General features: G+C 68.9%; 9 protein-coding genes. 1 reads left to right on the forward strand and 8 read right to left on the reverse strand.

Going from position 1 to position 12,685, the window contains the following annotated elements; all coding sequences use genetic code 11:
- Nucleotides 1-8 precede the first annotated feature (8 nt).
- The gene (locus tag HPS01S_RS02405; RefSeq protein ID WP_066150632.1) at nucleotides 9-2,291 is read right to left on the reverse strand and encodes a penicillin-binding protein 1A; all 2,283 of its coding nucleotides are present in this window, start codon (nucleotides 2,289-2,291) and stop codon (nucleotides 9-11) included.
- 134 nt (nucleotides 2,292-2,425) lie between these two features.
- Between HPS01S_RS02405 and HPS01S_RS02410 the strand changes: the two genes are divergently transcribed.
- A complete protein-coding gene (locus HPS01S_RS02410) occupies nucleotides 2,426-5,464 on the forward strand; it encodes a transglycosylase domain-containing protein (RefSeq protein ID WP_255284131.1) in 3,039 nt (1,012 codons plus the stop codon).
- Here HPS01S_RS02410 and HPS01S_RS02415 read toward each other — a convergent pair.
- The 7 genes from HPS01S_RS02415 to HPS01S_RS02445 all read right to left on the reverse strand — a co-directional run bounded on the left by HPS01S_RS02415 (nucleotide 5,448) and on the right by HPS01S_RS02445 (nucleotide 12,648).
- The gene (locus HPS01S_RS02415; RefSeq protein WP_066150634.1) at nucleotides 5,448-6,383 is read right to left on the reverse strand and encodes an AraC family transcriptional regulator; all 936 of its coding nucleotides are present in this window, start codon (nucleotides 6,381-6,383) and stop codon (nucleotides 5,448-5,450) included. The genes HPS01S_RS02410 and HPS01S_RS02415 overlap by 17 nt on opposite strands.
- A 39-nt stretch (nucleotides 6,384-6,422) precedes the next feature.
- The gene (gene dalD, locus HPS01S_RS02420) at nucleotides 6,423-7,814 is read right to left on the reverse strand and encodes a D-arabinitol 4-dehydrogenase (RefSeq protein ID WP_066150636.1); all 1,392 of its coding nucleotides are present in this window, start codon (nucleotides 7,812-7,814) and stop codon (nucleotides 6,423-6,425) included.
- Nucleotides 7,815-7,840: 26 nt separating this feature from the next.
- The gene (locus HPS01S_RS02425) at nucleotides 7,841-8,575 is read right to left on the reverse strand and encodes an SDR family oxidoreductase (protein ID WP_066150637.1); all 735 of its coding nucleotides are present in this window, start codon (nucleotides 8,573-8,575) and stop codon (nucleotides 7,841-7,843) included.
- Between the two features lie 4 nt (nucleotides 8,576-8,579).
- Nucleotides 8,580-9,623, reverse strand: coding sequence for an ABC transporter ATP-binding protein (locus HPS01S_RS02430; protein WP_066150639.1), 1,044 nt, complete (start codon nucleotides 9,621-9,623; stop codon nucleotides 8,580-8,582).
- 28 nt (nucleotides 9,624-9,651) lie between these two features.
- The gene (locus HPS01S_RS02435) at nucleotides 9,652-10,482 is read right to left on the reverse strand and encodes a carbohydrate ABC transporter permease (RefSeq protein ID WP_066150640.1); all 831 of its coding nucleotides are present in this window, start codon (nucleotides 10,480-10,482) and stop codon (nucleotides 9,652-9,654) included.
- Nucleotides 10,483-10,492: 10 nt separating this feature from the next.
- Nucleotides 10,493-11,365, reverse strand: coding sequence for a carbohydrate ABC transporter permease (locus HPS01S_RS02440; protein WP_079366209.1), 873 nt, complete (start codon nucleotides 11,363-11,365; stop codon nucleotides 10,493-10,495).
- 80 nt (nucleotides 11,366-11,445) lie between these two features.
- Nucleotides 11,446-12,648, reverse strand: coding sequence for an ABC transporter substrate-binding protein (locus tag HPS01S_RS02445; protein WP_241559763.1), 1,203 nt, complete (start codon nucleotides 12,646-12,648; stop codon nucleotides 11,446-11,448).
- Nucleotides 12,649-12,685: the final 37 nt, after the last annotated feature.

Consider the following 12,685-nt stretch of genomic DNA (forward strand, 5'->3'; position numbering starts at 1 on the left):
CGCCCCGCTCAGTTCTTGAACAGTTCCCGGATCGCGTCGAGGATCGTCGGCGGTCCGGCGTACTGCGCACCCGCCGCATCCTCGATGGTGGCGACGGCGCCGCCGTTGGCCCATTCGGCGTAAATCCAGTCGTCGTTCATGCGGGTCAGCCCCGCCGGTGCATCGCCCGGTGCGGCGACCGGCACACCCTTGAGTGCGGCGGCCATGTAGTCGGTCCAGATGGGCAGCGCCAGCCGGCCGCCCGACTCGTGGTCGCCCAGGCTGCGGGGTTTGTCGTAGCCCATCCAGACCACCGCCGCCAGCCCGGGCTGGTAGCCGGCGAACCAGGCGTCGAGCACGTCGTTGGTGGTGCCGGTCTTGCCGTAGATGTCGCTGCGCTTGAGCCGGGCCTGGGCGCGGGCGGCGGTGCCGACGCTGGTCACGTCGTTGAGCATGCTGCCCATCACATAGGCGTTGCGCGCGGGGATCGCGCGGTTCTCCTCGGTCAGCACGGGCGCGGTGGGCGCCTCGAACAGCACCTTGCCCTGGGCATCGGTGATCTTCTCGATCACCACCGGCTCGACCGACCAGCCGCCGTTGGCCAGCGTGGCGTAGGCGCGGGCCATCTGCAGCGGCGTCACCTGCCCGGTGCCCAGCGCCAGCGTGAGGTTGTCGGGCTGCTTGGCGACGTCGAGGCCGAAACGCCCCAGCCAGTCGCGCGCGCGCTGCGTGCCGGTGTGCTGCAGCACGCGCACGCTCACCAGGTTGCTGGATTTGGTGAGCGCGTGCCGCACGGTCAGGGGCTCGCCGGTGGCGTTGCCGCTGTTGCCGGGCGACCAGCCGTTGGGTGCGGTGAAGGGGCCGTCGTCGACCAGGGTCGAGGGCATCACACGCTCTTCCAGCGCAGCCGAATACAGCAGCGGCTTGATGGTGGAGCCTGGCTGGCGCCAGCCCTGGGTCACGTGGTTGAAGGGCTGCCGCGCGAAGTCGAAGCCACCGACCAGCGCCCGCACGCGACCGGTGTGCGTGTCCAGCGCGACCAGCGCGGCCTCGGCCTCGGGCCATTGCGTGATCGACCAGTCCTTGCCGTTCTTGACCACGCGCAGCACCGAGCCTCGCTGGATGCGCAGCGCGTCCTTGGCCTTGGCAGACAGGCCCGGCTGGGCCCAGCGCAGGCCTTCGCCCTTGATGCGCACCTGTTCGCCGCTCGCCAGCTGCACCCGCACTTCCTTGGGCGTCACACCCAGCACGATGGCGGCGCGCAGCGTGTCGTCGTCACGGTGGTCCTTCAGCGCCTCGGCGGCGGCGCGTTCCAGTTCGGAGTCGTTGGCAGCGGGCAAGTCTTCCTTGCCCTCGGGGCCGCGCCAGGGATTGCGGCGGTCCTGCGCCAGCACGCCGCGCTGCACCGCGGCGTAGGCGGCGCGCTGGTCGGCCGCGCGCAGGGAGGTGGTGACGCGGATGCCGCGCGAGTAGGCGGCCTCGCCGAAACGCTCGAACACCACCCGCCGCGCCATCTCGGCCACGTGGGCGGCATCCACATCGCGCTGGCCGGGCGAGCGCAGGGTGATTTTTTCGTCGCGGGCGGCGGCCAGCTGGGCATCGTCGATCACGCCGACCGTGTGCATGCGCTGCAGCACCACGCGCTGGCGCGCTGTGGCACGGGCCATGTTGGCCACCGGGTTGGCGTAGTACGGGTTCTGCGGCAGGCCGGCGAGCATCGCGGTTTCGGCGATCGTCAGCTGGTCCATGGACTTGCCGAAGTAGGTCATCGCGGCGGCAGCGAAGCCGTAGGCCCGCTGGCCCAGGAAGATCTCGTTGAGGTAGATCTCCAGAATCCGGTCCTTGGACAGCGCCTCCTCCACCTTGAAGGCCAGCAGGATTTCCTTGGCCTTGCGCTCGACCGTCAGTTCGCGCGTGAGCAGCATGGTGCGCACAAGCTGCTGGGTGATGGTGCTGGCCCCCTGCTTGCGGCCACCGGTGATCAGGGCCAGGGCCGCGCGCGCCATGCCCTTGGGGTCGACGCCGGAGTGCTCGCGGAAGCGTGCGTCCTCGACCGCCAGCACCGCGTCCTGCAGCAGCTTGGGAGTCTTGGACAGCGGCACGTACTCGCGTCGTTCGGCGCCGAACTGGGCCAGCTCCACGCCGTCGGCGGTGAACACCTGCAGCGGCAGCTTGGGCTGGTAGTGAACGATCCGGTCGATGGGCGGCAGGTCGAACGTGGAGGCGTGGGCCGCTGGTGCGGTCAGCAGCAGCGGGGCAGGGGCAGTGAGGGCCAGGCCCAGAAGGAGGCGGCGCGAGAGACGCAAAGACATGGGCGCGAATTATCCGGTCGGCGTGTGCGGCGCAGGTGAATGGCACGTAACTGAATGTGCCTTCGACCCACGGTTCATCCCGGGGCCGGACCCGATGGCCCACAATTGTTGCGATACAGCAGATGGAGCCCCCCTTGCCCGAAGAAACCGGCCTCGTGGCCACCCTGCCGCGGCGCGGATGGCGCCCGTCCCGGCGCCTGGTATGGATCGGTGCGGCGCTTCTGCTGGCGGGCGCGGCGGTGGGCGGGCTTGCGGTGTACGAGGCCCATACGTCCCGCCTGCAGGCCCGGCTCCTCACCCGTTACGCCGCCGGTCTGGAACACCAGACCGCCCCGGGCGCGAGCGACCGGATTCGTTTCCCGACCCACGGCCCGTTCGACCAGCGGCTGGGCTACACCGCCATCCCGGATGTGGTGTCCCGGCTGGCGCCGCGCGGTTTCGTGGTCACCGAACAGGCGCGTCAGAGCCCGGAGCTGCAGGCCTATCTGGACCGCGGTCTGTACGCCCCATTTACCGAAAAGATCAGGACCGGCCTGACCGTGCTGGACTGCCACCGCGAGCCGGTCTACAGCTTCCGCTACCCGTACCGGACATTCGAGCGCTTCGAGCAGGTGCCGCCGCTGGTGACCCAGGCCCTGATGTTCATCGAGAACCGCGACCTGCTCGACCCCGACCGGCCGCAGATGAACCCGGCGGTCGACTGGGTGCGCTTCACCCGCGCGGTGCTGGGCCAGCTGGCCAGCCGCATCGACGCCGACATGGACAGCCCCGGCGGCAGCACCCTGGCCACCCAGATCGAAAAGTACCGCCACTCGCCCGATGGCTTCACGCAGGATGCCCGCGAAAAGCTGCGCCAGATGGCGTCGGCCTCGGTGCGCGCCTACCGGCAGGGTGCCGACACGCTGCCGGTGCGGCGCCAGATCCTGCTGGACTACCTGAACTCCGTGCCGCTGTCGGCGGCGCCTCGCCATGGCGAGGTGCACGGGCTGGGCGACGGCCTGTGGGTGTGGTTCGGGACCGACTTCGAGCGCGCGCGGACGCTGCTGACGCCCGCCCAGGGGCTCGCGGCCGACCCGGCCGAGCGGGCCCAGGTGCTGCGGCAGGTGGTGGCACTCATGGTGGCGCACCGGCGGCCGTCCTGGTACCTGGCAGAGGGCCGCGAGGAGCTCGACCGGACCACCGACGCCTACCTGCGGCTGCTGGCCGCCGAAGGCCTCATCGACACCGGCTGGCGCGACGCCGCCCTGCGGCAGCGGCTGGTGTTCCGCGACATGACCCGCCAGCCGCCGAAGCTGCCCGCCAGCCCGGGCAAGGGCACGACCGCCGCGCGCAGCCGCCTGGCCGGCTGGCTGGGCACCTCGCTCTACAACCTCGACCGGCTCGACGTCCGCCTCGACACCACGATCAACGCCCCCCTGCAGGACGCGGTGAGCGGCTACCTCGGGCGCCTGGGCGACCCCGAGTTCGCGCGCAGCCAGGGCCTGATCGGCGAGCGCCTGCTGCAGCCCGGCACGCTGGGCGCGGTGCGCTACAGCTTCACCCTGCTCGAACGCACACCCGAGGGCAACCAGGTGCGCGTGCAGACCGACACCACCAACCAGCCGCTGGACATCAACGAAGGCAGCAAGCTCGAACTGGGCTCCACCGCCAAGCTGCGGGTGCTGGCGATCTACCTGGAACTTGTTGCCGAACTGCACGCCCGCCTGGCGCCGCAGGAGCCCAGGACCCTGGGCAGCATCGCCTTCGACCGGCAGGACACGCTCACCCGCTGGGCCGTGCAGCACCTCACCACCAGCCCCGACCGCAGTCTGGACGCCATGCTGGAGGCGGCGCTGGAGCGCCGGTTCTCGGCCGATCCGGGCGAGCGCTTCTTCACCGGTGGCGGCCTGCACAGCTTCAGCAACTTCAGCGCCGACGACAACACCCGCTCGCCGACGGTGCGCGAGGCCATGCAGGCCTCGATCAACCTGCCGTTCGTGCGGGTGATGCGCGAGGTGGTGCGCCACACCATGTACCAGGTGCCGGGCAGCACCGCACGCCTGCTCGAAGACGACCAGGACCCGCGGCGCAGCGCCTACCTGGCGCGCTTTGCCGACCGCGAGGGCCAGACTTTCCTGCGCCGCTTCTGGCGCAAGACCGACCAGCGCAACCCGGCCGAGCTGCGCGCCCTGCTGCTGGACGGCCTGCGCCCCACGCCCGAGCGGCTGGCCGCGGTGTTCCGCTATCTGGAGCCAGAGGCACCGGCGGATGCGCTCGGGACCTTCCTGCGCGAGCGCCTGGGCGAGAAGGCACCCGACGCGGCGCGGGTGGCGCGCCTGCACGAGCGTTTCGCGCCCGGCGCGCTGGACCTGCCCGACCGCGGCTACGTGGCCGGCGTGCACCCGCTCGAACTCTGGCTGGTGGCCTACCGGCTGCAGCACCCCGGCGCCAGCCTGGCGCAGGCGCTGGAGGCGAGTGCCGACGAGCGGCAGGCGGTCTACGGCTGGCTGTTCCGCACCCGGGTCAAGAGTGCGCAGGACACCCGCATCTACACGCTGCTGGAAGTGGAAGCCTTCCTCGACATCCACAGCCGCTGGGCGCGGCTGGGCTACCCCTTCGGCCACCTGGTGCCCTCGCTGGCGACCGCGCTGGGCAGCTCGGGCGACCGGCCGGCGGCCCTGGCCGAGCTGATGGGCATCATCGTCAACGACGGGGTGCGCCTGCCCACCCGCCACATCTCCGGCCTGCACCTGGCCGCTGACACGCCCTGGGAGACGTCGCTGGGCCGCACGGCGACGCAGGGCGAGCGCGTGATGGCGCCGGAGGTGGCGCGGGCGCTGCGCAAGGCCCTGTCCGAGGTGGTGGAGCGGGGCACCGCGCGGCGCCTGTCCGGCAGCTTCAGGACCGAGGGTGGCGAGGACCTGTCGCCGGGCGGCAAGACCGGCACTGGCGACAACCGTGTGGTGGTGCGCGGGCGCGCCACGCTGGCGCTCAACCGCACCGCCACCTTCGTCTTCCACCTCGGACCGCGCTACTTCGGCAGCCTCACCGCCTATGTGGTGGGGCCGGATGCCGCGAAGTACCGCTTCACCTCGGGGCTGCCGGTGCAGATCCTGACGTCGATGGGGCCGGGCCTCATGCCCTATCTGGATGGCACCCAGGGCCGGGCCTGCCCGGTCACGCCGCGCCCTTGAAGCGCGTGAGGCTCTGGCGCCGGAACTCGGTGGGCGTCATGCCCTTGATTTCCAGAAAGCGCCGGTTGAAGTTGGCCACGTTGTTGAAGCCGACCTCGTAGCAGATGTGGGTGACCTGCTGGTCGGTGTCCATCAGCAGCTGGCAGGCGCGGCTGATGCGCACGCGGTTGACGAAGTCGGTGAAGGTGTTGCCGGTGGCCTTGCGGAAGAAGCGGCTGAAGCGGCTCTCGCTCATGCCCAGCTCGGCCGCCAGTGCGCCGGCCGAGTGGTCGTCGGCCAGGTGGTCGGTGATGCGGCTGACCACGGCGTGGATCTGGTCGATGGAGGCATCGTCGTCGTCGCTCTGCAGCTGCACGCTGGAGAGCAGCCGGTAGTCGGTGCAGGCCGTGAGGTCGGCCAGGTAGTCGCAGAAGGCGGTGAGCCGCCGCAGGCCGCGCGCGTTCTTGACGCGGTGCCAGTGCCGCTCGGCCGCCTCGGACAGGCCGAAGAACTCGATGCCGTGTTTGGCGCGCTCCAGCAGGGGCAGCACCTCGCGCAGCTCGGGGATGGTTTCTGCGGCGCGGGTCAGGGGCTCGTGGGTGAACTGGATCACCAGGTCGCGCTGGGCCACGCCGCCTTCGGGCATGTCCATGGTGACCCAGTTGTGCGGCAGGCGCGGGCCGGTGAGCACCAGCTGGCCGGCCTGGAAGGGGCCGATCCAGTCGCCCACGAACACCTTGCCGCTGGTGCTTGTGATCAGGTGCAGCTCGTACTCGTCGTGGTAGTGCCAGCGCGCCAGCGGCGTCGGGAAGCCGTGGGAGAGACAGCGCACGAAGCCGACATCCGACGACAGCTCGTAGCCCAGGTCGGGCGAGCGCACGAACTCGTGTTCCAGCTCGGGCTTGAGCTGGCGCGGGGCGGTGGGCACTTTCACGGTCATGGCGGGCTCCGGCGGCGGTGGCACCTAAGTTACACCGGTTCAGGCCCTGGCGCGTTCCGCCACGAAGGCCTGCACGCGGGCAAAGGCCTTGCGCAGGGTCTCGACCAGTTGCGGGTGGCCGGCCATTTCGCCCCAGAGCGTGGTGTCGGCGGCGTAGGCGGCCACCGGGTCGGCCGCGTCGCAGATGGCGTGCGCCACGGCCGGGTCCATGGCCTGGTCCTGGTAGGTGTAGGGGATCTGCCCGGCGTGCCAGCGCTGCAGGTAGGCCAGGAACAGTGCGGGCAGCAGGGCCACGCTGTCGAAGCTGCCGCCGCGGGCCAGCTGGTCGCGGATGGTGGGCGCGATCATGCCGGGGATCTTGGAAAAGGCGTCCATGGCCACGCGCTGGTTGGTGTCGGCGATGGCGGGGTTGCCGAAGCGGTCGAGCACCACGTCGCGGTACTGCTCCAGGTTGATTGGGCAGGGCAGCAGAACCGGGATGGCGTCGTCGGTCACGTAGTCGTAGGCCATCTTCCGGATGGCGGCGTCGTGCGTGCCTTCGTGGATGTAGAGGTAGCCCGCCAGCGTGCCGGCCCAGGCGATGCAGCTGTGCGTGGCATTCAGCAGGCGGATCTTGGCCTCCTCGTGGGCCTGCACCGAGTTCACCATCTCGACCCCGACCTTTTCCCACTCGGGGCGACCGGCGATGAAGTTGTCCTCGATCACCCACTGGATGAAGCTCTCGCCCATGAGGGCGGCCTTGTCGTCCCAGCCGGTGGCGGCCTTGACGCGTTCGGCCACGTCGGGCGTGGGGCGGGGCGTGATGCGGTCGACCATGGCGTTGGGGCTGCGGGTGTGTTCCTGCACCCAGGCCTTGAGGGCCGTGTCCCCCAGCGCGTCGATGAACTGCAGCAGGCCGCCGCGCGAGCGTTCGCCGTTGTGGCGCAGGTTGTCGCAGTTCATCAGCGTGACGGCGCCACCGCCCGCCTTCATGCGCGCGCGCAGGATGCTGACCAGGCCGCCGTAGATGGTGTGGCCGGCCTGGCCCGCCTTCACGGCCTCCAGGTCGGCGCGCAGGTCGGGGAAGGTGGCCCAGTCCAACTGGTTGTTTGCGTCGAGGTAGTAACCGGCTTCGGTGACGGTGAAGCTGATGATGCGGGTGGCCGGGTCGGCGCCGGTGGCGATCAGCGGGGCCAGGTCGTCCTGGTAGGGGATCACGCGCTGGATCGATTCGATGACCGTGTAGCTGCGTTGCCCCTGGGGCGTGACGGTCTCCAGCGTGTAGCGGCCGCCCTGGGCCTGCAGGGCGGCGATGGTCTCGGCCATGTCGGGGCGCAGATTGCCGCCGGCGATGGCCCAGCGCAGATCGCCTTGCTGGCGCAGCTGGTGGATGTAGACGGCCTGGTGGGCGCGGTGGAACGAGCCCAGGCCCAGGTGCAGGATGAAGTTCATGGTGCGTCGGTGAAAAGGGGGACGTGTCAGAGGTCGAAGTTCGTGGGCATGAGCACGACGTCGCGGATGGTCATGCCGCGCGGGCGGGTGAGCATGAACAGCAGCACCTCGGCCACCTCGGCGGCTTCGATCAGGCTGCCGCTGGCCTTGGCCTCGGCGAGTTTTTCTGCCGGCCAGTCGGACAGCAGCGAGGTGATGACCGGTCCCGGCGAGACCGAGCCGAGGCGGATGCCGTGTTTGAACATCTGCCGCCGCACGGTCTGCACGAAGCAGTCGATGGCCCACTTGGACGAGGCGTAGACCGGCTCCCAGGGCGTGGGGAAGTGCGCGGCCAGCGAACTGGTGACGAGGATGTCGCCCGTGCCGCGGCCGATCATGTGCGGCAGCACGTTGTGCACGTTCTTCATCACCACGTTCACGTTCAGGTTCAGCATGCGGTCGATGGCCTCGGGCGTGGTGTCCAGCAGGTCGCCGCCGACGTAGAGGCCGGCGTTCGCATGGAAAATGTCCAGCTGGCCGGTCAGCGCCAGCGTGCGCTCCAGCAGACTGTTGCACTGCGCCGGGTCCAGCAGGTCCAGCACCAGGGGCAGGGCGTGGTCGCCGATGGCGGCGCAGGCCTTGTCCAGCGCGGCGGCGTCGCGGTCGATCAGCAGCACGCGGGCGCCGGCGTCGGCCATGGCCTTCGCGCTGGCGAAGCCGATGCCGGAGGCAGCGCCGGTGATGGCCGCGGTTTTGTGTTGCAGGGGAAACGATGGGCTCATGGCGTCAGGCGGCGCGTGCGGCGACCACGCGGCCGGCGGTGTCGAACCAGTGGGCCTGGGAGGCGTCGATGTCCAGGCTCACCGCATCGCCCGCATGCAGGCCGGTGCGTTCGTTCTGGCGCGCCACGAACTGCGCGCCGTTGGGCGTGCTCACGTAGATCAGGGTCTCGGCGCCCAGCGCCTCGACCAGGTCCACCTGGCCGCTCACCGGTGTGCTGCCCGTGCTGCGCACGCTCACGTTCTCCGGCCGCAGGCCGATGGCGCCGCCCACGGCGCCAGCCGGCGCCTGCTGGGCCACCACGGCGGGCACCTGCTGCAGCGGCACCACGTTCATCTGCGGTGTGCCGATGAACTGGGCCACGAACTGGTTGGCCGGCCGGTCGTACAGCTCCAGCGGCGTGCCCACCTGCTCGATGACGCCATCGCGCAGCACGACGACCTTGTCGGCCAGGGTCATGGCTTCGACCTGGTCGTGCGTCACGTAAATGGTGGTGGCGCCCAGGTCGCGGTGCAGCTTGGCGATCTCCACCCGGGTCTGGCCGCGCAGGGCCGCGTCCAGGTTGGACAGCGGTTCGTCGAACAGAAAGACCTTGGGCGAGCGCACGATGGCGCGGCCGATGGCCACGCGCTGGCGCTGGCCGCCCGAGAGCTCCTTGGGCGTGCGCTGCAGGTACTGCGTGAGGTTGAGGATGCGCGCCGCGTTCTGCACCTTCTCGTCGATCACCTTCGGATCGACCTTGGCCAGCTTGAGCGCGAAGCACATGTTCTCGTAGACGCTCATGTGCGGGTACAGCGCGTAGCTCTGGAACACCATGGCCAGATCGCGCTTGGACGACGGCGCGTGGGTGATGTCCTTGCCGTCGAGTACCAGCGAACCGCCGTCGATGTGTTCGAGCCCGGCGATCAGGCGCAGCAGGGTGGACTTGCCGCAGCCGGACGGCCCGACGAAAACGATGAACTCGCCCTTTTCGATGGACAGGTCGATGCCCTTGATGGCGCGGTTCTCGCCGAAGAACTTTTCAATGCCTTGGAGTTGCAGGTAGGCCATGGTGGTCTCTTGTCTCTCTTGAATGGGGTTACTTCACAGCGCCGAACGTGAGGCCCTGGACGAGCTGCTTCTGGCTGAACCAGCCGAAGACCACGATGGGGGCAATCGCCATGAGCGAGGCGGCGGACAGCTTGGCCCAGAACAGGCCTTCGGGGCTGGAGTAGCTGGCGATCAGCGTGGCCAGCGTGCCGGCCTTGGCCGAGCTGAGGTTGAGCGACCAGAAGGCCTCGTTCCAGCTCAGCACCAGGCACAGCAGGCCGGTGGAGGCCAGGCCGCCCATGCCCAGCGGCAGCAGCACCTTGGTGGCCTCCTGCCAGAGGGTGGCGCCGTCCATGCGCGCGGCCTCCAGGATCTCGTGCGGGATCTCCTTGAACGAGGAGTACAGCATCCAGACCATGATCGGCAGGTTGGACAGCGTGAACACGATGATCAGGCCCAGCTGCGTGTCCAGCAGCTGGCTCTTCTGCGCCATCACGTAGATCGGCACCAGGGCGCCCACCGCCGGCATCATCTTGGTGGAGAGCATCCACATCAGGATGTCCTTGTCGCGCTTGCCCTTGTGGAAGGCCATCGCGTAGGCCGCGGGCGCGGCAATCGCCAGGCCCAGCAGGGTGGATACCACGCTGGTGACCACCGAGTTCCAGGCGTAGTGCAGGTAGTCGCTGCGTTCCTGCACCTCGTGGAAGTTTTCCAGTGTGGGCGAGAAGAACAGCTCGGGCGGCACCGCGATGGCCTGCAGCTCGGTCTTGAACGCTGTCAGCAGCAGCCAGCCCAGCGGGAAGAACAGCAGCAGGGCCACGGCCCAGGCGGCCACGGTGCGCACCGCGTAGGCGGGGGTGAAGGTGGATTGACGTGCCATGGGATGGGCCTTATTTGTCGAGGTTCTTGCCGACCATGCGGATCAGGAAGATCGCGGCGATGTTGGCCAGCACGACGGCGAACAGGGCACCGGCCGAGGCCACACCGGCGTCGAAGTTCAGCAGCGCCTGCTTGAAGATCAGGAAGGCCACGTTGGTGCTGGCGTCGCCCGGGCCGCCACCGGTGGTGGTGTAGATCTCGGCGAAGACGCTGAGCAGGAAGATCAGCTCGATCATCACGACCACGGCCACCGAGCGGCCCAGGTGCGGGATGTAGAGGTAGCGCAGCTGCTGGCCGTAGGTGGCGCCGTCCATGCGCGCGGCTTCCAGCTGCTCGCGGTCCATGCTCTGCAGCGCGGTCATGAAGATCAGCGTGGCAAACGGCAGCCACTGCCAGCTCACCATCACGATCACCGAGAACAGCGGGTGGTCGGTGAGCCAGTCCACCGGCGCGGCGCCGAAGAAGGCCCAGACCTGGGCCAGCACGCCGTAGATCGGGTTCATCATCATGTTCTTCCACATCAGCGCGTTGACCGTGGGCATGACGAAGAAGGGCGAGATCAGCAGCACGCGCACCAGGCCGCGGCCGGCGAAGGGCTCGTTGATCAGCAGGGCGATGGCCACGCCCAGGATCACGGTGATCAGGATCACGCTGCCCAGCAGCAGGATGGTGTTGATCACCGAGGTCGTGAACGACGGATCGGTCACGAAGTATTCGAAGTTCTCCAGCCCGACGAAGCCGCTCTGGTCGGGCTGCATCAGGTTGTAGCGGATGACGGAGAAATAGATCGTCATCACCAGCGGCACGATCATCCACAGGAAGAGCGTGGCCACTGCGGGCGTCAGCAGCAGACGCGGCAGGGTGCGCGATGTGGGGCGGTTCATGGCCATGGACGTGAGAGGGGAAAGCCCCTCCCCCGCGGGCGGGAGAGGGGGCGGTCAGACCGTGTGGGGTCTGTGGTGGCTTACTTGTAGTAGCCGGCCTTCTTCATCTCGCGTTCGGCGGCGACCTGCGAGGCTTTGAGCGCGTCGTCCACGCTGGTCTTGCCAGCCAAAGCAGCGCTCATCTGCTGGCCCACGGCGATGCCGATGGACTGGAACTCCGGAATGGCGGCGAACTGCACGCCGACGTACGGGCTCTTGGGCAGGGTCGAGTCGGTCGGGTTGGCCGATTCGATGGCCTTGAGCTCGGCCGCGGCGAAGCGGGCCGCCTTCTGGAATTCCGGCGAGGCGTAGGTGCTCTTGCGGGTGCCGGTGGGCACGTTGGCCCAGCCGTTGGTCTTGGCGACCAGCTGGATGTATTCCTTGCTGGTGGCCCAGGTCACGAACTTCTGGGCGGCGTCGACCTTCTTCGAGCCGGCCGGGATGGCCAGGTTCCAGGACCACAGCCAGTTCGCACCCTTGGGCGTCACGGCGGTGGGGGCCTGGGCGAAGGCCATCTGGTCGGCCACCTTCGACTGCTTGGGGTCGCTCACGAAGGAGGCGGCGATGGTGGCGTCGATCCACATGCCGCACTTGCCCGAGTTGGTCAGCGCCAGGATTTCGTTGAAGCTGTTGTTCGACGAGCCGGGCGGGCCGTAGTTCTTCAGCAGGTCGACGTAGAAGGTGATGGCGTCCTTCCAGGGCTTGCTCTCCAGCTGGGGCTTCCAGCTCATGTCGAACCACTGGCCGCCGTGGGTGTTGACCAGGGTGGACAGGAAGGCCATGTTGTCGCCCCAGCCCGGCTTGCCGCGCAGGCAGATGCCGTAGGTGTTGGGCGGGTTGTGGATCTTGGCGGCCAGCGCCTTGATGTCGGTCCAGGTCGGGTTGTCGGCGACCTTGATGCCGGCCTTGTCGGCCAGGTCCTTGCGGTACATCAGCATGGACGATTCGCCGTAGAACGGGGCGGCGAACAGCTTGCCGTCCACCGTCAGGCCGCCGCGCACCGCGGGCAGCAGGTCGTTCACGTCGTAGGCGGCGTCGGTCTTGAGCTCGGTGAGCCAGCCCTTCTTGCCCCAGATCGGCGCTTCGTACATGCCGATGGTCATGATGTCGAACTGGCCGCCCTTGGTGGCGATGTCGGTCGTCACGCGCTGGCGCAGCACGCCTTCTTCCAGCGTGACCCACTTGAGCTTGATGTCGGGGTTGGCGGCCTCGAAGTTCTTCGAGAGCTTCTGCATCTCGATCATGTGGCCGTTGTTCACGGTCGCGATCACGAGTTCGGTG

This window comes from Hydrogenophaga pseudoflava NBRC 102511 (assembly GCF_001592285.1).
Taxonomy (GTDB): domain Bacteria; phylum Pseudomonadota; class Gammaproteobacteria; order Burkholderiales; family Burkholderiaceae_C; genus Hydrogenophaga; species Hydrogenophaga pseudoflava.